24 protein-coding genes are annotated in these 22604 nt (G+C 43.8%); 1 reads left to right on the top strand and 23 read right to left on the bottom strand.

Annotation, left to right across the window (positions count from 1 at the left end):
- The 22 genes from HPC38_RS08020 to trmL form a co-directional block, all read right to left on the bottom strand.
- Positions 1-494: hypothetical protein (locus HPC38_RS08020; protein ID WP_208120773.1), on the bottom strand; the 494-nt coding region annotated here is incomplete at its 3' end.
- Between the two features lie 608 nt (positions 495-1102).
- Positions 1103-1531: a F0F1 ATP synthase subunit epsilon gene (locus HPC38_RS08025; RefSeq protein WP_208120774.1), complete on the bottom strand. Its 429-nt coding sequence runs from the start codon at positions 1529-1531 to the stop codon at positions 1103-1105.
- A gap of 32 nt (positions 1532-1563) precedes the next feature.
- Positions 1564-2943: a F0F1 ATP synthase subunit beta gene (atpD, locus tag HPC38_RS08030; RefSeq protein WP_208120775.1), complete on the bottom strand. Its 1380-nt coding sequence runs from the start codon at positions 2941-2943 to the stop codon at positions 1564-1566.
- Between the two features lie 19 nt (positions 2944-2962).
- Positions 2963-3829: a F0F1 ATP synthase subunit gamma gene (gene atpG, locus HPC38_RS08035; protein WP_208120776.1), complete on the bottom strand. Its 867-nt coding sequence runs from the start codon at positions 3827-3829 to the stop codon at positions 2963-2965.
- A gap of 25 nt (positions 3830-3854) precedes the next feature.
- The gene (atpA, locus tag HPC38_RS08040) at positions 3855-5396 is read right to left on the bottom strand and encodes a F0F1 ATP synthase subunit alpha (protein WP_208120777.1); all 1542 of its coding nucleotides are present in this window, start codon (positions 5394-5396) and stop codon (positions 3855-3857) included.
- 12 nt (positions 5397-5408) lie between these two features.
- A complete protein-coding gene (gene atpH, locus HPC38_RS08045; RefSeq protein ID WP_208120778.1) occupies positions 5409-5942 on the bottom strand; it encodes a F0F1 ATP synthase subunit delta in 534 nt (177 codons plus the stop codon).
- A gap of 13 nt (positions 5943-5955) precedes the next feature.
- The gene (gene atpF, locus HPC38_RS08050; protein WP_208120779.1) at positions 5956-6426 is read right to left on the bottom strand and encodes a F0F1 ATP synthase subunit B; all 471 of its coding nucleotides are present in this window, start codon (positions 6424-6426) and stop codon (positions 5956-5958) included.
- 52 nt (positions 6427-6478) lie between these two features.
- Entirely contained in the window at positions 6479-6733 is a 255-nt protein-coding gene (atpE, locus tag HPC38_RS08055; protein ID WP_208118608.1) for a F0F1 ATP synthase subunit C, read from the bottom strand.
- A gap of 52 nt (positions 6734-6785) precedes the next feature.
- Positions 6786-7583 (bottom strand): F0F1 ATP synthase subunit A, encoded by a 798-nt coding sequence (gene atpB / locus HPC38_RS08060; RefSeq protein WP_208120780.1) that lies wholly within the window; start codon positions 7581-7583, stop codon positions 6786-6788.
- A gap of 21 nt (positions 7584-7604) precedes the next feature.
- Complete coding sequence (locus tag HPC38_RS08065; protein WP_208120781.1) at positions 7605-7985, bottom strand: ATP synthase subunit I; 381 nt, start codon at positions 7983-7985, stop codon at positions 7605-7607.
- 211 nt (positions 7986-8196) lie between these two features.
- Positions 8197-8814: a 16S rRNA (guanine(527)-N(7))-methyltransferase RsmG gene (gene rsmG / locus HPC38_RS08070; RefSeq protein ID WP_208120814.1), complete on the bottom strand. Its 618-nt coding sequence runs from the start codon at positions 8812-8814 to the stop codon at positions 8197-8199.
- 2 nt (positions 8815-8816) lie between these two features.
- A complete protein-coding gene (mnmG, locus tag HPC38_RS08075) occupies positions 8817-10709 on the bottom strand; it encodes a tRNA uridine-5-carboxymethylaminomethyl(34) synthesis enzyme MnmG (protein ID WP_208120782.1) in 1893 nt (630 codons plus the stop codon).
- Between the two features lie 340 nt (positions 10710-11049).
- On the bottom strand, positions 11050-11487 hold the full coding sequence (gene mioC, locus HPC38_RS08080; RefSeq protein ID WP_208120783.1) for an FMN-binding protein MioC: 438 nt from the start codon (positions 11485-11487) through the stop codon (positions 11050-11052).
- Positions 11488-11567: 80 nt separating this feature from the next.
- Complete coding sequence (locus HPC38_RS08085) at positions 11568-12008, bottom strand: hypothetical protein (RefSeq protein ID WP_208120784.1); 441 nt, start codon at positions 12006-12008, stop codon at positions 11568-11570.
- A gap of 111 nt (positions 12009-12119) precedes the next feature.
- On the bottom strand, positions 12120-12791 hold the full coding sequence (locus HPC38_RS08090; protein WP_208120785.1) for a DNA-3-methyladenine glycosylase I: 672 nt from the start codon (positions 12789-12791) through the stop codon (positions 12120-12122).
- On the bottom strand, positions 12781-13569 hold the full coding sequence (locus HPC38_RS08095; protein WP_208120786.1) for a DeoR/GlpR family transcriptional regulator: 789 nt from the start codon (positions 13567-13569) through the stop codon (positions 12781-12783). Before HPC38_RS08095 ends, HPC38_RS08090 begins: the two co-directional genes overlap by 11 nt.
- A gap of 103 nt (positions 13570-13672) precedes the next feature.
- Positions 13673-14932, bottom strand: a complete 1260-nt coding sequence (gene glpC / locus HPC38_RS08100; protein ID WP_208120787.1) for an anaerobic glycerol-3-phosphate dehydrogenase subunit GlpC — start codon at positions 14930-14932, stop codon at positions 13673-13675.
- Position 14933: 1 nt separating this feature from the next.
- The gene (gene glpB, locus HPC38_RS08105; RefSeq protein WP_208120788.1) at positions 14934-16208 is read right to left on the bottom strand and encodes a glycerol-3-phosphate dehydrogenase subunit GlpB; all 1275 of its coding nucleotides are present in this window, start codon (positions 16206-16208) and stop codon (positions 14934-14936) included.
- Entirely contained in the window at positions 16198-17850 is a 1653-nt protein-coding gene (glpA, locus tag HPC38_RS08110; RefSeq protein WP_208120789.1) for an anaerobic glycerol-3-phosphate dehydrogenase subunit A, read from the bottom strand. Before glpA ends, glpB begins: the two co-directional genes overlap by 11 nt.
- A gap of 168 nt (positions 17851-18018) precedes the next feature.
- Positions 18019-18687 carry a TfoX/Sxy family protein gene (locus HPC38_RS08115; RefSeq protein ID WP_208120790.1) on the bottom strand — a complete coding sequence of 223 codons (669 nt, stop codon included), beginning with the start codon at positions 18685-18687 and terminating at the stop codon, positions 18019-18021.
- Between the two features lie 700 nt (positions 18688-19387).
- Positions 19388-20653, bottom strand: a complete 1266-nt coding sequence (locus tag HPC38_RS08120; RefSeq protein ID WP_208120791.1) for a DUF2254 domain-containing protein — start codon at positions 20651-20653, stop codon at positions 19388-19390.
- A 105-nt stretch (positions 20654-20758) separates the two neighbouring features.
- Positions 20759-21235, bottom strand: coding sequence for a tRNA (uridine(34)/cytosine(34)/5-carboxymethylaminomethyluridine(34)-2'-O)-methyltransferase TrmL (gene trmL, locus HPC38_RS08125; RefSeq protein ID WP_208120815.1), 477 nt, complete (start codon positions 21233-21235; stop codon positions 20759-20761).
- Between the two features lie 67 nt (positions 21236-21302).
- Between trmL and mutM the strand changes: the two genes are divergently transcribed.
- Complete coding sequence (gene mutM / locus HPC38_RS08130) at positions 21303-22115, top strand: bifunctional DNA-formamidopyrimidine glycosylase/DNA-(apurinic or apyrimidinic site) lyase (RefSeq protein ID WP_208120792.1); 813 nt, start codon at positions 21303-21305, stop codon at positions 22113-22115.
- Between the two features lie 3 nt (positions 22116-22118).
- On the opposite strand, the gene coaD is transcribed toward mutM, so the two are convergent.
- Complete coding sequence (coaD, locus tag HPC38_RS08135; RefSeq protein ID WP_208120793.1) at positions 22119-22601, bottom strand: pantetheine-phosphate adenylyltransferase; 483 nt, start codon at positions 22599-22601, stop codon at positions 22119-22121.
- Between the last annotated feature and the right edge of the window lie 3 nt (positions 22602-22604).

The following is a 22604-nucleotide window of genomic DNA, read 5'->3' on the forward strand; positions in this document are numbered from 1 at the left end:
TTTGAGCATTGTGCCACTTTGTCTACACGCGGGAGGGTGTGGTTTTGGCGTTTCACGTTTTTCAGCTCTTCTTTTGCTGTCTCTTCGCTCACTTGCGCAAGGGCGGGCTTGCCGTTTTGATTAACCACTTTGAAGAATGCCACGTGATTTTCAGGCAAGTTGTAGTATTGGCCTTTGGTCGCTTTTTCACGATAGGCTGGGTCTTGTTGAGTGAACTCAGCAAATAAACGTTGGTTGGCTGAGCACACGGTTTCTTGACGGTATGCGTTTGGCTGCAATGAGGCCAAATATTCACCGTTGATATACACGTTCACAGTTGAACCGTCGATAGCATCACTTGGGCGATAAATTACCACGGAAGAGCGGCCTTCTGGCACGGCTTCACTGTAGCCTACGTTTTTGGTGTCGGTCCATGTGAGTGGATCGTGGTAGACACAGGCAGTGGTAAAGAATGGCAAAAGTGCTAAAAGCCATTTGCGTGAAAAAAATGTCATAAGTACTCCTAGAGATTGGCATTCGCCCAGTTATATAATGTTAAATTAAATTTTCGATTTAAAACAAAGCGCGCAGTTTACTTTTAAAAAAATGTAAAATCAACGGTAAATTTATTTTTATAACCCCTATTTTTTAGGGCTTTTTCACATAAAAAATAATATGATTTAAAAATCAATGTGTTATATACTGATCACTTTGTAACCTTTTACTTTAATAGGCAATATTTATCTACATTACTGCAAAGTTGGTCAATTTTAATGTATGTATTTTGTAAACTCAAATATTATTATATTATTATTATTATTATTATTGTTGTTGTTGTTGTTGTTGTTGTTGTTGTTGTTGTTGTTAACATATTGATATTTATATTAAAAGAAGTAAATATAACTTTTATGTAAATTTTTCGTGATTATTTTTATTTTGTCATTTTGTTTTTGGTTTTCACATAGAGAATGGTGCTAAAATGTTCATTATCGCACTTTTAGTGTTGATGAAACATCAATGGGGTTTATATCACGTTGTTATAGAAGCAAAAGTGCGGTGAGCAAAAATAAAAAACCGCACTTTAACAAAAGTGCGGTTTTAAGTGAGTGAAGATGTATTGTGACTAACGACGATTCTTCGATAGTTTTTCCGTCAACTCGTAAGCCTGCAGTTTTGCCAGCTCACGAGATAATTTACTCGACATCAGTGAATAATCCGAATCTGTATGACGAGAGCTTACATTCTCTTCTGCACGACGTTTGGCAGCAAGAATGCGATCTTTGTCCAGCTCTTCACCACGAATCGCCGTATCCGCTAAAATCGTTACAACCTTCGGCTGCACCTCAAGAAATCCACCTGAAACGTAGATCACTTGCGCGCCACCTTCGGCATTGATTTTCAACACACCCGGCTTAATCATCGTCAGCAATGGGGTGTGGCCTGGCAAAATCCCAAGCTCCCCCTCAATACCTGAAACTTGAATGCTGTTGACCGTGCCCGAGAAAATATGCTTTTCCGCACTCACTACATTCAGCTCAAATGAAGATGCCATTTTTCCCTCCTATTGTTAAGTTAAAGGGACAATCACATTTTCTCGGCTTTCGCCAAGACTTCATCAATTGAGCCAACCATATAGAACGCTTGTTCAGGGATTTCATCATATTGCCCATCAAGGATGCCCTTAAAGCCAGCAATAGTGTCTTTTAATGACACATATTTACCTGGGCTACCAGTAAACACCTCTGCCACGAAGAATGGTTGTGATAAGAAGCGCTCAATTTTACGTGCGCGCGCTACCACGAGTTTATCTTCTTCTGAAAGTTCATCCATACCCAAAATGGCGATGATATCTTTCAATTCTTTATAACGTTGCAAGGTTGACTGTACACCACGCGCCACATCATAGTGCTCTTTGCCCACAACCAGTGGATCTAATTGACGTGATGTTGAATCCAATGGATCCACCGCCGGATAAATACCCAATGAGGCGATTTGACGGCTTAATACCACGGTGGCATCCAAGTGCGCAAAGGTGGTGGCCGGTGACGGGTCAGTTAAGTCATCCGCAGGTACATATACCGCTTGAATAGAGGTGATAGAGCCTTTTTTGGTGGAAGTGATACGCTCTTGCAGCACACCCATTTCTTCCGCCAAGGTTGGCTGATAACCCACCGCTGATGGCATACGACCTAATAACGCGGACACTTCTGTCCCTGCCAAAGTATAACGATAGATGTTATCCACGAAGAACAATACATCACGACCTTCATCACGGAATTTTTCTGCGATGGTTAACCCTGTTAATGCTACACGCAAACGGTTACCTGGTGGTTCATTCATTTGCCCGTAAACGAGGGATACTTTATCCAATACGTTAGACTCTTGCATTTCGTGGTAGAAGTCGTTACCTTCACGGGTACGTTCACCTACCCCAGCAAATACAGAGTAACCTGAGTGCTCGATCGCAATGTTACGGATAAGCTCCATCATGTTAACGGTTTTACCTACACCCGCACCCCCGAACAGACCGACTTTACCCCCTTTCGCAAAAGGGCAAACGAGATCGATAACTTTAATGCCTGTTTCTAGGAGCTCTGTACTGTTAGATTGCTCTTCGTAGCTCGGTGCTTCACGGTGGATTGACCAACGTTCTTCTTCACCAATTGGGCCTAATTCATCAATCGGTTCACCAAGCACATTCATGATACGACCTAGAGTTTGCACACCTACGGGTACAGAAATTGGGTGACCTAAGTCGTCTACTTTAAGGTTACGTTTTAAACCATCTGATGAGCCCATTGCAATACAACGCACAACACCACCACCGAGTTGTTGTTGTACTTCCAATGTTAGCCCATTTTCGCCCTCCACTTTCAGTGCATCATACACTTTTGGCACACTATCTTGTGGGAATTCAACGTCAATGACGGCACCGATGATTTGTACAATTTTACCTGTTGCCATACCGTTCCTCTTATATTCTCTAAATTGCGGCCGCACCGGCAACAATTTCATTCAATTCATTTGTAATGCTAGCTTGACGCGCTTTGTTGTAAACAAGCTGCAAATCACTAATTAAGTTGCCTGCATTATCGGTCGCAGACTTCATTGCCACCATTCGTGCTGCTTGCTCTGAAGCCAAATTTTCCACCACAGCTTGATACACTTGCGACTCCAAATAACGAGTGAGCAAGTTATCAAGTAGGAATTTTGCATTTGGCTCATAGATGTAATCCCAGTTAGCTTGAGGTTTAACTTTGTCTTCTTCAAGCTCTGGCAACGGCACGAGTTGTTGTACCACAGGTTTTTGCGACATCGTATTGATAAACTTATTATAAATCACGTATATGGCATCAATTTCACCTTGGTTGTAGGCATCAAACATAGTATTGGCGATACCAATGATCTCTTCAACCGATGGTGTATCCCCCATGCCTGAAGTTTGTCCATGAACTTTTAGGCCAAGAGAGTGAAAAAAACTAATGCCTTTTGAGCCAATAAGGGCAATTTCTACGCTGACTTTTTTATCTTTCCACTGTTTAAATTGGTTAAGTGCGGTTTTAAACATATTGATGTTTAAACCACCACACAAACCACGGTCAGTAGAAACGACCAACACGCCGACTTTTTTGATATCACGCTCTTGTAAAAAAGGGTGGTGATATTCAATATTACCTTTGGATACGTGGCTTATCACATTGCGTATAGCAGATGAATAAGGCCGCGAGTGCGACATTCTTTCTTGCGTTTTACGCATTTTTGAAGCAGCAACCATTTCCATTGCCTTGGTGATTTTTTGAGTGCTTTTCACACTGGCAATTTTGGTTCTTATTTCTTTTGCTCCAGCCATTTAATCCTCCGTTGAAAGTCTTGACTTACCACGACCCTTTCGCTTTAAAGGTGTCTAAGATAGCTTTCAATTTATCTTTGATAGTGTCGTTGTAATCGCCCGATTGAGAAAGTTCTTTTAAGAACTCGCTTTCATTGTGTTGGGCAAAATTTAATAGACTTTCTTCAAACGCACCAATGCGCTCAATTTCCACATCGTCAAGGTAACCAAATTCAACCGCGAACAACAATAACGCTTGTTGACCCACACTTAACGGGCTGTACTGTGGTTGTTTGAGTAATTCGGTCACTTTTTGTCCGTGAGACAACTGTTTACGTGTTGCTTCATCCAAATCAGACGCAAATTGTGCAAACGCCGCCAATTCACGGTATTGTGCAAGTGCGGTACGGATACCACCAGCAAGTTTTTTGATCACTTTTGTTTGTGCAGCGCCCCCTACCCGTGAGACAGAAATACCTGGGTTTACCGCTGGGCGAATACCTGAGTTAAATAAATCTGATTCAAGGAAGATCTGACCATCAGTGATGGAGATCACGTTGGTTGGTACGAATGCAGAAACGTCCCCTGCTTGAGTTTCAATGATTGGTAACGCAGTCAAAGAACCTGTTTTGCCTTTTACACGACCTTCCGTACGTTTTTCAACATACTCTGCATTGACGCGAGCAGCACGTTCAAGCAAGCGAGAGTGAAGGTAGAATACATCCCCTGGGAAGGCTTCACGACCTGGTGGACGGCGCAACAACAAAGAAATTTGACGATATGCAACTGCTTGTTTTGACAAATCATCATAAACAATCAGTGCATCTTCACCGTTATCACGGAAAAATTCACCCATCGCGCAACCTGCATACGGCGCCAAATATTGCAATGCAGCAGATTCAGCCGCAGAAGCAACCACCACGATGGTATTCGCTAATGCACCGTGTTCTTCTAATTTGCGCACTACGTTGGCGATAGTCGAGGCTTTTTGACCAATTGCGACATAAATACATTTAATGCCTGAATCACGCTGATTAATGATCGCATCAATAGCAAGTGCGGTTTTACCTGTTTGACGGTCACCGATGATCAACTCACGTTGTCCACGGCCGATTGGCACCATAGAGTCAACCGCTTTATAGCCAGTTTGCACAGGTTGGTCAACGGATTTACGATCGATAACACCTGGTGCAATCACTTCAATCGGAGAAAATCCTTCAGCTTCAATTTCGCCTTTACCATCAATTGGCTCACCGAGTGTGTTAACCACACGACCGAGTAAGTTACGGCCAACAGGCACTTCTAAAATACGACCTGTGCATTCTACTTGCATGCCCTCGGCTAAATCAATGTACGGCCCCATAACCACCGCACCCACACTATCACGCTCAAGGTTGAGTGCAATGGCGTAGCGGTTGCCTGGTAGGGCGATCATTTCCCCTTGCATTACATCACTTAAGCCGTGAATACGGATGATACCATCGCTTACTGATACGATCGTACCCGTATTACGCGCTTCACTACTGACATCAAAATCAGCAATGCGTTTTTTAATTAAGTCACTAATTTCTGTTGAATTTAGTTGCATTTTCGATTCCTCTTATAATTGTAACGCATTGGCTAAACGATCAAGCTGACCGCGGCTGGAGCCATCAATTTCGAACCCTTGGGTTTTAATAATGGCACCACCGATTAAACTTTCATCAATGCGACAATTCAATTTAACTTTTCGAGCAAGCCTTTTTTCCATTGCTTGGAGAATATCATGCTGCTGTTTTTCGCTAAGCGGTTTGGCTGAAATGACCTCAACGTCCACTAAGGCATTTTGCTCATCTACGAGCTGCTCAAATAGAGACAACACCTCAGGCAATGCAAGCAGACGGTTATTTTCAGCCAATACACGGATAAAATTCTGCCCGTGTTGACAGAGTTGCTCACCACAAATCTCAATGACTGTGTTGGCTGCTTTCTCACTTGACGAAGCTGCTTTTAAAAACTGCTGCATATCGTCATTGGCTACCACCGCTGAGGCAAATTTAAGCATTTCAAGCCATTTGTCTAACGCATTATGTTCTAATGCAAAATCAAATGCGGCATGTGCATAGGGGCGTGCTACTGTGATGTATTCTGACATTAGCCCCACCTTCTTATAGTTCTGCAACTAGTTTATCGATGATATCGTTATTGGCCGCTTCATCCACATTGCGTCCAACAATTTTTTCAGCACCCGCCAGTGCCAGTGATGCCACTTGTACACGCAATTCTTCACGTGCGCGTTTGCGTTCAGCATCCACTTCAGCATAGCCTTGCTCAATGATTTTCGCTTTGACAGCTTCCGCTTCACCGCGTACTTCATCGAGAATTTCATTGCGACGTTTATTTGCCAAATCAATGATTTCTTGTGCTTGTTTTTTCGCTTCCGCCAACTCTTGCTCGACTAAGACTTTGGTGTCAGCTTGTTGTTTTTTCGCTTCTTCAGCAGATGCTAAAGCATTGGCGATCTGGCTTTGGCGTGCTTCAATAGCTTTGATCACGGGTGGCCAGACAAACTTCATGCAAAACCACACAAAAATGAGGAATACAATAGATTGTCCAATAAGTGTTGCGTTAATATTCACAACGCTACCTCCTTAAAAAGTGGTTTGTAACTCACTACGAGTAGCTGTTGGATTAGCCTAGCAATGAAACAAATGGGTTTACGAACGCGAAATACAAACCGATACCAACCGCAATCATCGCAATCGCATCCAAAAGACCTGCCACGATGAACATTTTAGTTAACAATGAGTTTGCCAGTTCTGGTTGACGTGCAGCTGACTCAAGGTATTTACCCCCTAAAAGACCGAAGCCAATAGCGGTGCCTAACGCAGCAAAAGCAAGCATAATTGCAGAGGCAATAATTGTTGCACTAATTACAGTTTCCATTGATTTTCTCCATAGTTAAGTTAAAAGTTAGCAAAATGCTAGGTTAAAAACATCAGTGATCCGCTTTGTTATAAGCGATACTCACATAAATAATGGTCAACATCATAAAGATAAAGGCTTGTAACACCACAATCAAAATGTGGAAAATTGCCCATACCAAATGCAAACCTGCACCTAAGCTGGCGATCAGATAGCCTGCAGAATAGGTTACAGCGATCAAAATAAAGATTAATTCACCCGCATAAAGGTTACCGAACAACCGCAGTGCCAGTGAAATCGGTTTTGAGATTAAGGTTACGCTTTCAAGTAACAAGTTGACAGGAATGAGTAGTGGGTGATTAAACGGGTGCATGGTATATTCTTTCACGAAGCCACCCACACCTTTCGATTTAATCGTGTAAAAAATAATTAATACAAAAACAACTAACGACATGCCTAAAGTGATATTAATATCCGCTGTTGGCACTGCGCGCAAATGCTCAAGCCCCAATAAATGGGCCACTTGTGGCAAGTAATCCACTGGGATTAAGTCAATGGTGTTCATCATCAACACCCAAAGAAAAACGGTCAAGCCGAGTGGCGCGATGAAATTACGGCTGCCTTGAAAATTTTCCACTACAATACCATTAACCCATTCAACGAGCATCTCAACGGCACATTGTAGTTTGCCTGGCACGCCATGAGATACTTTTTTCGCCACTGAATACAGCACCAAAGACATCAACACGCCAGTGAGAATAGCAAAGAACATGGAATCAATATTGAAAGACCAAAACCCATCACCTGTAGTAAGAAAGGTAAGATGGTGTTGAATATATTCATTAGATGTTAGCGAACCTTCGGCAGACATACAATTTCCTACTTAAGTGAATTAATTTTTGCCTTTTGAGAGTAAAAAAGGCAATAAACCATTAAACAAAACAACGAGCAAATACCCACTAAAAAACGCCCCAGCGTGAATATTAACCGTGCGTAATACAACGATAAATAACACCACTGTTACGCCAAACTTGAGGCCCTGCGCTTGATAGAGCGCTTTAACTTTAGCATTGAGCAATAATGTTTGCTGGCGAGCAAACAAAAACACCACAAACGCTACTTGTGCAAGCCAAGCAATGGCACAACCCAACAAAAACGAGCCTGATTGAAATTCAAAGCCCCACAAAAGTGCGGTCAATCCTAATATCAGCAGTAAGGTTATAAACAAAACTTTTTTGTATAATTGTTGGCTTTTTGCCATCACTGTCGACATTGTAAGACCCTTAACCGATCTTTTATACCTACTCAACCCCCACAATGCAAAAGATAATCTTGCAAAATGGATAACAAATTACGTTAAATTATACGGTTAGAATTGATTATTGCAATGATTAAAGGCGCGAAAAGTGTTACCTAGATAACATTTATTAAAAAATTTTTACGACTGTGTCACAAAAATAGCAAAATTGACCTTTTTCATATAATCATGCAACTTTTGATAACACAATTAAATTTCTTTCACCTATCAATTCTGGCACATTTAACGATATTTTTTTATCTACTTTAATAAAGTGCGGTAGCGTATTTAGCTCTACTGCGTTGACATGCCCTTTAAGTGCATAAAAATGTCCCTGTTCATTCGGCAGATGCGCACACCAGTTGATCATATCCGATAGCGAAGCAAACGCCCGACTCAGCACGCCATCAAACCGCACTTTGTCATAATCTTCAACCCGCGATTGCACTGCTTCAACATGGGTTAAGCCAAGCTGCGTAATCGCCTGTTGCAAAAAACGCACCCTTTTTCCAAGGCTATCGAGCAATGTGAATTGGCAATCGGGCTGAATGATTGCAAGCGGAATGCCAGGCAGCCCAGGGCCTGTCCCAACATCAATAAAAGTTTTCCCTTGTAAGTGTTCACTTACAACAAGACTGTCCATAATATGTTTAACCAGCATCTCTTGTGGATCACGCACGGAAGTAAGGTTATACGCCTTGTTCCACTTGTGAAGCAATTCCACATACGCCACCAGCTGATCACGCTGAGAATCCAAAACCGAAAGTGCGGTCTGATTTAACAAGTTATCTAAATGTTTGCGCAAACTCATTCATCACCACGCTTAAGCATGCCTTGTTTTTTCAAATTCACCAACAAAATAGAAATCGCCGCAGGTGTTACACCAGAAATGCGTGAGGCTTGCCCAATGGAGACAGGGCGATGTTGTAGTAATTTCGCGCGCACTTCATTTGAAAGCCCTGTGACTTTATCATAATCAAAATGCGCAGGAATCATTGTGCTTTCATGACGTTTATGGCGCGCAATTTCTTCTTGTTGATGTTCAATATAACCTTGATATTTAATTGAAATTTCAACTTGTTCAGCCGCTTGTTGATCGCCACAGGCTGGCGCAAAAACATCAAGTGCGGTCAAGTTTTGATAATTTACCTCAGGGCGGCGCAACAAATCTTCACCACTGGCCTCACGGGTCAACGGGGTTTTCAATAACTGATTGACTGCATCGAGGTGTGGCGATTGTGGGTGGATCCAAATTTCACGCAAACGTTGTTGCTCGCGCGCAATATTCTCTTGTTTTTGTTGAAAACGATCCCAGCGCGCATGATCTATTAACCCTAATTGATGTGCAATTGGCGTTAAACGGCTATCGGCATTGTCTTCACGCAGTAATAAGCGATATTCCGCACGGGAGGTAAAGACACGATACGGCTCTTTTGTACCGAGAGTGCACAGATCATCAACTAACACACCAAGATACGCCTGATCACGGCGTGGATACCAAGGCTCACTGCCTTGTACGTAAAGCCCTGCATTAATGCCTGCCAACAGTCCCTGCGCTGCCGCCTCTTCATAACCTGTTGTACCATTAATTTGACCTGCAAAAAAGAGCCCCTTGATCACTTTTGTTTCTAAGGTTGGCTTAAGATCCCGCGGGTCAAAATAATCATATTCAATGGCATAGCCTGGCTTAACAATGCGCGCGTGTTCCAGCCCTTGCATTGCATTTACCACGCCCATTTGCACATCAAATGGCAAGCTGGTTGAAATGCCATTAGGGTAGATTTCATTGCTTGTTAGCCCTTCAGGCTCTAAATAAATTTGGTGACTGGTGCGATCGGCAAAGCGCATTACTTTATCTTCGATCGATGGGCAATAACGCGGGCCGATCCCTTCGATCACGCCTGCATACATCGGGCTGCGATCGAGATTAGCGCGAATAAGATCGTGCGCTTTTTCATTGGTGTGCGTGATGTAACACGGAATTTGTCGAGGATGTTGTTCAACCGATCCCATAAATGAAAAAACAGGCAAAATCGGATCGCCATGCTGTGCTTGTAACACGGAAAAATCAATGGTTCTGGCATCTAATCGCGGCGGCGTGCCTGTTTTTAGGCGTGCAACACGCAATTTCAACTCACGCAGACGATCCGCCAACCGCGTAGAGGCTGGATCACCTGCACGGCCGCCTGCATAATTTTCTAGCCCAATGTGAATTTTTCCCGCTAAAAATGTACCTGCTGTCAGCACCACAGATCGCGCCTTAAAGGTCAACCCCATTTTAGTGGCAACACCAACGGCTTTATCTTGATCTAATAAAATATCCACCACTTCTTGTTGAAAAATATCAAGATTATCTTGATTTTCCAATGCGATTCTCACGGCTTGACGATAAAGCACGCGATCAGCTTGAGCACGAGTGGCACGTACAGCAGGGCCTTTTGAGCTATTCAATGTACGAAATTGGATCCCAGCTTGGTCAGCAGCGGTGGCCATCAACCCACCCATAGCATCAATTTCTTTAACCAAGTGTCCTTTGCCAATTCCACCAATGGCAGGGTTACATGACATTTGCCCGAGAGTGTCAATATTATGTGTTAATAGTAATGTTTTCAGCCCCATACGCGCTGGCGCAAGCGCTGCTTCTGTGCCCGCATGGCCGCCACCAACAACGATAACGTCATAGGTTGTGTTGTAAATCATAGAAACCTTCAGATCTTTAAAAAATTGTTGCTTATTCTACTGTAATTTCAAGGCAGGGTAAAAAGGAATTGATGAAAATGATCGTGCTTATAGATAAAGATCTTTTTATATAGAGATCTTGATTATTCTTTTTATAAGGACGAGATTTTTTGTTAAGAAGATCTTTTTTTAATGTGTTTTTAAGATCTTAGCGCGTTTTTTAATTGTGTATAATAGGATCTTTTCATCTTGGAATACTGTGGATAATACCTTCACTTATCCACAGTCAATGGATCGAATACTTTTATTCAGATCATTATCACGGGATTTATACAAAAAAGATCGCTTTTATCCACAGGCCTCAAAGTGCGGTGATCAATGTTGGCAGCCATTCTTGTGCTTCACTTTCAGGATCATGGGTTTGCAACACATCAATTTTTAATGATGGGCAAAGCAGCTTGGCGCCTTGAGCTAAAAGTGCGGTTTCAATTTTATCCACGGCAAAACAAAAGGTGTCATAATCTGAATTACCTAGCCCGATCACGCCAAATTGCAGCCCTTCAGGCACATGGAGATCGTCAAAAAAAGGCATCAGATTATCAGGCAAATCACCAGCACCGTGGGTTGAACTGACAAACAGCCAAACGTCGTGATGATGGGCTTCATTTTGAGCCTCCTGCGCCCCATGACAAAGTGCGGTTTTTATGCCCGCTTGGTTAAGAATGCCTTCACAATGCTCCGCAACGTATTCAGCGCCACCTAACGTACTGCCTGAAATAATACAAACAGATTTTTCCATAACTATCCTCATTTCTATTGAACATAGTGAAATTTTAGCATAAAAAAAGCAGCCCAAAGGCTGCTGTTCATCTCGTTAAATTATTTAATTTCAATCGTCAACTCATAAGTTGATTTTTTCCCTTCACGCGCGAAAGTGCGTGGCTGCACTACACGAATTTCATAATCACCGCTTTCTGGTAGTGTGTAGGCCTCGTTTTGCATAAAATCATCATAGCCGTAAAGCACTGCTTCCGCATGGCCTTGCCCTGTGACATTAATCAACACTTTTTGACCTTTTTCCCCCTTGAAGTGGTAAGTATCAAATTTTTCACCTTCAATAGTGCCTGAATATTTGGTCACCGCACTTTCTGCCGCCTGCACTGCAGGAGCTTGTTCAATCGCTTTTTGAGTTTCCACTTGTGCTGGTTTTTCTTGCTCTGCCGCAGCAGGTTTTACTTGTTCCTTATCAGAACAGGCAACAAGCGCCACACTTGATGCAATCACAGTTAATACAAAAGCATTTTTTAAATTAAATTTCATCATAAGTTCCTTTTGTTGCTAAGTAATCAATTAGAGTCCTAAAAAAGGAAAAGGTTCTTGTTTTGTGATGTATTTATTTTTGATGAATGTTGAGTATAGTCGATCAGAATATTATCCCACACTCCACGCGACAATTTGGCTGATATGGCTTAGGGGGCGTTGGGATTGTTGTTGCCATTCGAGGAAGGCGTTTTGGGCTTTGCTTAGGTTGCGTTTGCTATGTAAGCCGCCGTCGATGAGGTTGTGAGCTCGCAAATAGGCTTCAATGTCGTGGGTGAGGAAAAAGGTGTCTTTTCCCATGGCTCGCAGCGCGTAAGGCCCTGTGTTGCCTCCTAGTCGGCTGCCGTGTTTTTTTAAATAATGCCAAAGTGCGGTGATGTTGCTGCAATCCCAGTTGGCGATCAGTTGGCTGAAACCGCACTTTAGGTCTTCTTCAAAGATCATTTGGGCGTTGGCTTTGATGGTCATCACTTTGTATAAACAGCGCACAATGCGAGGATCGCGTGCTTTTTCTTCCCACAGCTCGTCAGGCATCATGAGTAATTTTTCAACGTCAAACTGCCAAAAAACTTCTTCAAACCCCGCCCATTTATTGTTGATGACTCGCCACACCATGCCACATTGAAACACTTTGCGGGTAAATTCTGCCAGCCAGCGATCGCTTGGAATGGCGCGTAATTGCTCGGGGGTTTTTAGCGAGCACAATTTGTCTGTCAAGACCTGCTCACTGCCTTTGTTGGCAACCGCTCTTTGATAAATTTGGGCAAAAGGTTCAATAATCACACGTTAGCTCACTATCTAGGCTGTCGCAAATGGCGATATTACGCTGCTTGGAGAACATCAGTTGAATGATGGCTTCAGGCGGTGTGGCATTAGTGAGTAGCATATCTACATCGGCAATGGAGCCTAAGCGCACAATGGCTTGGCGGCTAAATTTCGAGTGGTCGGTGACTAAAAAACTCTGCCGTGCGCTACGCATCAGGGCTTTTTTGACTTGAACTTCGTGGAAATCGTAATCAAGCAGCGCGCCGTCTTCATCAATTGCGCTGATGCCGAGAATGGCGAAGTCAAGACGAAATTGAGAGATAAAATCCACTGTTGCTTCACCAATAATGCCACCGTCAGCGCGCAAGTTGCCACCTGCGACAATGATTTTAAACTCAGAATTTTGCATCAATATGTGCGCAGCGTTGAGGTTGTTGGTGACAATTTGTAAATTTTTGTGGCTTAACAACGCATGGGCTACGGCTTCAGGGGTGGTGCCAATATCAATAAACAGCGAAGCACCATTAGGGATGAGTTTGGCTGTTTGCAATGCAATGGCACGTTTTTCTTGTGAGAAAAAACTTTTGCGTTCGCTGTAATCACTGTTTTCGGAAGTGGAAGGTGATGCTGCGCCGCCGTGATGGCGCCGAATAAGATTTTTTTCCGCCAGTTCGTTGAGATCGCGCCGAATTGTTTGCGAGGTGACATTAAATACACTCACCAATTCTTCAGTGCTGATGTAGCCCCGTTGTTTGACCAAATCAATAATTTTGCTATGACGGACGGACTGTTTCATCTTCCTTTCTCCTGTGCACGTTTGCTCACATCGAGTTATTATTATTTTACCCGAAAAAAACTATTGTGTATGCGTTTTCAGTGAAAATCCGTCCGTTTTTTGTCTATTTTTGTAACGCCATTGCTAAAAGTGTGATCGGGTGCAAACATTGGCGAGAAGTGGACATCTCAATTTGCCATTTACAGGTTTCACAATCTGATACCACATAATCAAAGCCACCAGCTTCGATTTGTGCAAATAAGCTATTGCCGATAGCTTGGGCTGTGTCATAATTTTCTTTTTTAAAGCCGTAAGTGCCTGCAATGCCACAGCATTGAGAATTTAGCATTATCACTTCAAGTCCTGGAATTTTATGCAATAATTCGATGGTATAAGGCACCCAGCCACTTTTTTCCATATGGCAGGCAGTGTGATAAGCCACGCGCAATGGCAGCGGTTTGAGAGGCAGCGTTTTGCCTTCATCGAGCAGTTGGTAGAGATAACGGGTGACCAAATGCACGCTTGACCGCACTTTGCTATTATTTAACCCTAAAATATGATGATATTCATCGCGTAGCGTTAAGGTGCAGGTGGAGGAGGTGCCCACCACGGTTAAGTGGTTATTGCAAACCGCACTTTCTAATTGTTGGATATTAAATTCGCCTTGTTTTTTGGCACGTTCAGGAAAACCGTTGACCATCAACGGCACGCCGCAGCATTTTTCTTTTTCGAGCAACACCACGCCAATGTTCATAGCGTTGAACACGTCAATAAGCTCTTTTCCGAGTTGCGGGTTGTTGTAATTGACGTAACAGCCGTGGTAATAAGCCACTTTTTCGCTAAATTGCAGCTGAGCTTTGGCCACTTTTTTATACCATTGGCGAAATGTACCGAATGAATAGCGTGGTAAGGTGCGCTGCTTGGCCACACCTAACGTTTTGTCCAGCAAAAAGCGGGTGGCTTTTAAACCCGTCATAGCATTAACCACAGGTGCGAATGGGGTGGACAATGATCCCATAATGTCGGTATTAGACAGCACTGCATCACGCAATTTTTTAATAGCAGATTTATCTTTACCTTGCCCATAGCGGTTGCGTGCGCGCACGATAATGTCGCCGATTTTGACATCCGACGGGCAAGCCACTTCACAGCGTTTACAGTTGGTACAGTATTTCAATGCCTCATCATAGAAAGCTGCATTTTTTAGTCGCAATCGCTCACCGTCAGGACCAGATTGTTTTGGGCCAGGATAAAGTGGATTTTGTCGAGACACAGGGCAAACGGCGGTGCAGGCGGTGCATTTGATACAGCTTTCAAAACTGTTGTCTTGATAAGCATGGGTTTGAGTTTGCTCAGCTTGGCGAATAAGTTGTTGTAAATCCATATTATCCCTCCTGCAAAATATGCTCAGCGGCATTCAATGCACTCACCACCGCGACCCCTGAGCCACAGCCTAAATGAATGGCGTCACTGCCAGCCACCACGGCGCCAATGGCATAAATATTGTTGCAAACCGCACTTTGCTTGAAGGCTTGGCAGTGGGCGTTAATTTTTACGCCATATTGTTGATACGGCTGCGGTGCGCTAAAGCGATGATGTGTCCAATCGGTGCGTTGATCGCTTTTTTCCAAATCCAGCCCAAACACAGGCTCAATAATCTGATCAAAATGGGCAATTAGGCCATTGCTAAAAAAGCTGCCTGAGGCCAGCACATAACGCGTGCTTTTAATTAATAAGCCGTCAGAGAGCTGCGTTTTTAAACCGCTGACCGCACTTTGCTCAAATTCGGCTCTGAGCACTTTATCACCTTTCATCAAAATGCCACCCAAACGCTCGAAATGGGCTTGTAAAGTGCGGTTTTGGCGAATACCGAGCAAAGATGGCGGCAAGGTTGGTAATTCGTGCAAATTTAGTCCACAGGCTTGTGCCAGTTGGTATAAAAAGTGATCGTTGTCCAGCCCAAAACAGGCGGGCAAGAATACGTGATCAGCGCCGTTGGCGGCTTTTTTGATTTCGTGTACGAGTTGATCAAAGTTTAATTTATGCTCCAGCGCCTGTGAAATATTAATGCTGCGAAATTCACGCGCATCGCGTCTGAGATGGTCAAGTTCTGGAATATGCAAATAAGCATGGTGAATATCCCAACGAGAAAATGGTGCTAGGCGCTGCATATTGTCGCATAATAAGTGCGGTTGAAAATCATTAAAGCCTTCAATGCCAAGCGCTACAACACGTTTTTTCTCAAGTGGCTCGTTATTCTGACTGAATGTCGGCACACTGCGCGGGGTAAGCCATGTTGGGCGCAATGCACCAAGAGGCGTTAGGCGCAGGTGATTTTGCTCAGCCTGCCCGTGTAAATTAAGGTCAAGCGCCTCTTTCATGGCTAAAAACTGGCTGCGTGCACGCATCACCGCACTTTCACCGATCACACTATAAAGGTGCGTAGGGTGTTGCTCACTTAATGCACGCACACCTTGAGCAAAATCAAACACAAGGTCGCCGTTGGGCAATTGATTGAGAAAATCAAATGACCCAGATGAAAAATCTAATGCACTTTGCCCCGTTGAAATGATGGCGCAGCGTTGCCCAGCTTGTTGCAGGCGAATGCCACAGATTAACCCTGCAAGCCCGCCGCCAATAATCACATTATCAAACTTCATTGCTATCAGTTCCTTGTAGTTGGTCGGCGTGCAGGCTTGGCACGTCGTTGAGGCCCATTAAACCGTAATACACCCACGAGGTAAAATCCGCCTCACGTAGTGCATCACCCCACGCAATTGGTTCAATACCGCGCCAACGTTCTTCCATAAAGGAAGCTAGCTGCTGGGTCGATTGCTGTGCGCTGGCAACCTTGAAACGTGCCATTAACCCCGCCGCGCGACAAGCACAAAGTTCCCCTTGGCAAGTGCCCATGCCAACACGCGTACGCCGGCGTAAATCTACCAAATTATTCACATTTAATTCATCCACCGCGTAGCGCACTTCGCCTGCACTCACCGCCTCACATTCACACACTAAGCTACTATCTAATCGCTCTTGCTCGAGCAGTTTTGTTGCCCGTGAGCCATGGCGATAGACAGTGGAAAGGCGCAGCGGAGTTGGCAGGGAAATCACTTTTTGGTGGGTGTTAACCGCACTTTCATTTGAGCCTGGCAGTGGTCTATCTGCCGTTTTGCAAACGGCAGTTTTGTTAAGTTTTTTACAGGCTAAATCCGTTGCCCATTGCGCCATCAAACGGTAGGTGATCAGCTTGCCGCCCGTGATAGTGATAAAGCCCTCTAAACCGTCGCGCTCAGCATGATCCATTAACACAATGCCGCGGCTGACATTGCGCCCTGATGGATCATCATCACTGGCTACCAGCGGGCGGACTCCCGCATAAGCGCGCAGCACACGGGTATGACGCAGGCTTGGTGCGAGTTTTTCCCCTTCATTCATCAAAATGTCCACTTCCTCTGGCGTAACGACCATATTATCAATTTGATCATATGGAATACGGCTTGAGGTGGTGCCAATCACACAAATGGTATCGCCAGGCACTAAAATGTCGGCATCGGCAGGCTTACGGCAACGGTTGATCACCATATTATTTAAACGATGGCCCATGATCAGCAAAGCCCCTTTGGCAGGGAACATTTTGATTTTTAAATCGGCATATTCCGCAATGCCTTGCCCCCAAATGCCACCCGCATTAATCACAACTGGGGCAAAAAATTCATGTTCGACTTTATGTTTATGATCTACTGCCCGCACGCCAATGACGCGATCGCTTTCGCGGATAAGCGAACGTACTTCAGTATAAGTAAAGATCTGTGCGCCATGTTCTTTGGCATCGAGCATATTGGCCGCGGTTAGGCGGAAAGGATCGATACTGCCATCAGGCACCACGACAGCACCAATTAAATTAGGATTAACTGACGGTTCAAGCCGACGAGCAAGCGCAGGATCAATTGCCAAGGCATCAATTCCAGCCTTTTGGCACGCCTCAATAAAGGGTTTTTGAAAATCAAGATCGTCTTCAGGCAGCGTGATGAACAGCCCTTTGGAATCATCAATACAGTGGCTTGCAATTCGTTTTAGAACATTGTTTTCTTCAATGCACTCGCGAGCGGATTCAGGATCGTTCACTGCATAGCGAGCACCGCTGTGCAATAACCCGTGATTACGCCCTGTTGCCCCTGTTGCAATATCACGTCGCTCAAGCAACACACAGCCTAAACCACGCAAGCTGCAATCTCGCGCAATGCCAGCGCCAGTAGCACCCCCACCAATGATAATCACATCAGTTTGTGTCCGCTGCATATCACCCTCCAAATGTTCGTTTTAGAAAATAACTAGACATATTGTAAGGGATTTATGATACGTTTGCACTAAAAAGCACAAAAACAAACATTAAAATGAAACCTGGATCACATTTTTATTGAAATAATGGCAATAAACTAACCTTGTTTCCAAGGTTAGTTTAACTGCTTAATAAGGTGAGCGAAACTTTTCTGGTCTTAAACCACTTTTAGCTAGCTCAATTTGAAGTTTATTAAATGCCGCATATTGTTGCTCTTTCGTGAGCAAGCCTACAGGGATATTCAGTAATGCAGCGTAAAGGTTCCAAAAAAATTGGAGATTAACTGATATCCCGTTTTGCTTTAGCAATGCATAGGCTTTTTCTGCTCCAACTCGTTGTAAACGAGAAATAGAATCAATACCTACTTGACTGAGTGAGCGCTCGTGCTTGTAGCTAAGATTAATTAACTGTTTGATGCGCATTCGCTCAATCTGTTTGATACGTGATTTTTTGTCAACTAATTGCTTAATTGAGGCTTCAATTAAAGATTTTAGTAACTTATCATCTTCAATAATGCTATTAGGTAGGCAGTAATAATCACTAGACAGTGCTTGATTTTCGCTTTTAGTACATGCCTTACAGTCAAGTCTTTCAAGCTGTGTAGCCAGATTATCTTCTGCTCGAAGATAAAAGGCGCCGGATTGAAAAATAGCAAACATGTTACTATCTTGGTAAAATCCGTAACCTGAAAAAAGGCTTTTGACAATGACATCACTGATCACGTTGTCAACATACTTTTTTATATTGTTTAGCTTGTCATTATTTGACTGCTTTTGAGGGCTTAATGGATATGTCATTGGTACTCCTTTGATTTAATTGATTAACAAATTAAGCCTATATTTATAGTAGCGAAAAATAAGGTTGAATTGCAAAGCTAATTGTAAAAAATGTGAAGTTCATTCCTAAAATAGGAAAAATTTTAGCTTTTTTGGTTATTTCTTAATCAAAAATTATAGATGTTGACCTCTTTTAAGGATGTTAACCAGTTTTTGAGATTAGAAGTTATATGTTAATGATCATGTAAAAATAGATCATATAGATGTAGTTTGACCATCAAAAAGTTATCTATTTTGTTACTATTTTAGTGGGTAAATCTAGAACAGGTAATATTTATTAACTGTTCTAGAGATATAAGTTGGATGAACTAGAGTAATTACACTTTAGCACAAAAGAGCTGTGCATTACTATTTCATCTGATGAGTTAACTTCATGAACATACCAGTGTGATAATAACTATGAGCCTTGAATTTTCGGGCAGGGAATATTATTTACTGAAGTAAGGATAATTAAAGTGCTTTTAGATAGGCTGATTCATCGGGTAATGAATCTTACTGATTCAAATATCATAATTTGGTGAAAGGAGAGAATCATTTTTAACAGATCTGTGTGGTTCAATTTTGGAAGAAGATAGTTGACACGTTTTCGCGCACTTTATCAACACGTCAAAGCAGTGGCATAAAATAAAAACCGCACTTTTATTGATCAGTGCGGTTTTATTTAAGCGAAACGAATGCTTTGGTTGAATAATTTGTCGTGAATTTGCTGCACTTGCTCAAATTCCGAGTTAAGATTAAGACCTTGTTTAGCATAATCCAAATCAATTTGTGCCTGTAATCGCGCGGCATGGCGTATGCGAGTTTCTTTAGCGTGCATGGAAATGACGTGCAGAATTTTTTGCATGCGAATATGCACTTCCATAATACTTGCACCATCACGTGAGATTGGGCTAAAGGGTTGAGAAATTAAATCTGTTTCATCGAGTTTTACGATGCTTAAGTTTTCGTATTCTAGTGGCTCTTCCTCCGTTTTCGCATCAAGTAGCAATCGCATGAGTACGGTGAGCACTTTGATGGCGGTGCCTGGATCGTTCACCGCGGGTGAGAGTGCGCGTTGCGCTACCTCACTGAGCACAATCATGCCAAATTTTGGATCTTGCGCGTAGCTACGGTTATCTTCCACCACAAAAGCAGGGCAAAGGTTGTCTTGTGCATCATCTATTTTTTTGCTGATATACGCCATCGCCATGCCATTATAGACTAGCACGCCTGGACGGACAGCAATGTCTATTTCGCACTCGTGCTTGCTGGCAAAGGTTTGCAATTTGCCCATGTTGATGTGGGTTAAATAGCCACTAAAACAGGCGTGAATAGCGTGTTTATACCGCACTTTGTCGATACCTTTGGCACCCATGTTGGGGCGTTTGCGGTAATTAATCAATGTTTGTTCGGTGGCAAGTTCAATTTTATCCAGCGTGTTGTTCAGACGCCCGAGTTGAGAGAGTGTTTTGACCCAGTTGATCAAAGTGTAAATTAAATACAGCAGCACTCCGATTGTCCCGACAAACAGCACAAAGCGCCCCGCCTGCCCGTAATACCCAATGCCAAGTGCGGTTTTGGCGATCACGGCATATACAAAAGCAGAAATAAAGCTGGCAATTGCTACACGGGTGTTGTCATCCCCCATCACTAGCTCTGTGGCGCGTGGTGTTGCGCCGTTAGAGGCTGAGGCAAAGGCGGACACCATAATTGATAAAGAAAAAGTACTCACCGCCAACATACTCGAGGCAATAATACCGAGCAGGGAATCAAGCGTATCGGTTTCAATGTTGATACTAAAATCTTCGGGGAAAAAACGATTTGCCCATGCGGCGGCAAACGCAAACACTACCGCCACAATCGCACCTAAAACAGGCGTTACCCACAAGGCGTTGCTCGGTTTTTTAAGCCATAACAGCGCATTAAAGAACGTATCTTTTAACGTCATAATTTACTCAAGCCAATTAATTTGTGCCATTATAAAAGGTTTTTATTCAAACTTCAGTAAGTAAAGTTGATCTTATTATAATCGATTTTTTAGCCTTTGGTTTAATTATACGTTAGGATTGACCGCCCCTTCAAAGCCAAGCTGACGCCACGCTTCATAAACCGTCACCGCCACCGAGTTGGACAAATTCATGCTGCGACTATTCGCCACCATCGGCAGGCGGATTTTTTCGCTCATGGGCATGGTGTCTAAAATCGCTTTAGGGATGCCACGGGTTTCTGGCCCAAACATCAAAAAATCACCGAGTTGAAACCGCACTTCGGTATGATTTGGCCCGCCTTTGGTGGTCAACGCAAATAGCCGTTTTGGTTTGGCTTGCGTTAAAAAGACCTCGTAAGATGGGTATTTGTGAATTTCGGCAAATTCGTGATAATCCAGCCCCGAGCGACGCAATTTTTTGTCGTCCCAGTCAAAGCCAAGCGGCTCAATCAAATGCAGCCGAAAACCACAATTGGCGCACAGGCGGATGATATTACCTGTATTTTGCGGAATTTCAGGCTCATATAACACAATATCTAACATCATTTTTTCCAATCACGTAAAATTGGCTCTATAATACAACGAAGCCAACCTTAAGCAAAACGAGATTATGCCTGAATTACCTGAAGTTGAAACCACCCGCCGTGGCATCGCCCCCTATGTTGAAAGCCAAGTGATTGAATCCATTATCGTTCGCCAGCCCAAACTACGCTACCCTGTAAGCGATGAGCTGACCGCACTTTGCAACGCGCGTGTGCGCAAAATTACGCGACGGGCGAAATATCTGGTGTTTGAGTTTGACCACGGCGCCCTTATCGGCCATTTGGGGATGTCGGGCTCGTTGCGAGTGGTGGGAAATACCACCCCACTGCTAAAACACGACCATCTTTTATTTCAACTCAAAGGCGGAAAACAGCTGCGCTACAACGACCCGCGACGCTTCGGCGCATGGCTGTGGTGTGATGATATCGCCGCTTTCCCACTGTTTCAAAAACTCGGACCTGAACCATTAAGTGAGGCATTTGATGGCGATTATCTGTTTACCCAAAGTCGCAAAAAGCAAAGTGCGGTCAAAGGATTTTTGATGAACAACGCAGTGGTGGTGGGCGTGGGCAATATTTATGCGAACGAAAGCCTCTTTTTATGTGGCATTCACCCCGCCAAAGTGGCAGGCAAACTCACTCGCAAACAATGCCACGCCTTGTCTGGCATGATTAAAACGGTGCTTGCTCGAGCGATTGAACAAGGCGGCACCACGCTGCGAGATTTCGTACAACCTGACGGCACGCCTGGCTATTTTGCCCAGCAGCTGTGGGTTTATGGGCGCGCAGGTGAGCAGTGCAAAGTGTGCGGGAGGGAAATCCAAAGTGCGGTCATCGCCCAACGCAACAGTTTTTTCTGCCCGCACTGCCAGAAAAAATAGTCGCTACGGGCGTTTTTTCGCTGAAAGTGCGGTTAATACTGGCGCAGGCACCAGGCTTGACACATCGCCGCCATGCAGCGTAATTTCACGAATCATGGTTGATGACACATACGACCAGCGATCCGACGGCGGAAAAAATAGGCTCTCCACCCCGTGGGTGAGCAGGCGGTTAAGGTGAGAAAGTTGCAATTCGTACTCAAAATCTGCCACCGCCCTAACGCCTCGCACAATGCCTTTAATCTTGCGATCTAAAATCACATCCGCCAACAATCCAGAAAAGCCGATCACCTCCACATTCTGAAGCTCACAGCAGGATTGCTGCACCAGCGCAACACGCTCATCAAGGCTAAATAGCGGCTTTTTACTCGGGCTAGCCGCCACCGCCACCACCACGCGTGGAAACAACGCTGCTGCACGAGTAATGATGTCGAAATGCCCATTAGTAATCGGGTCAAATGTACCTGGGTAAATTACGGTTGTTTGCATAAA

Source organism: Spirabiliibacterium pneumoniae (assembly GCF_014884995.1).
GTDB classification, from domain to species: domain Bacteria; phylum Pseudomonadota; class Gammaproteobacteria; order Enterobacterales; family Pasteurellaceae; genus Spirabiliibacterium; species Spirabiliibacterium pneumoniae.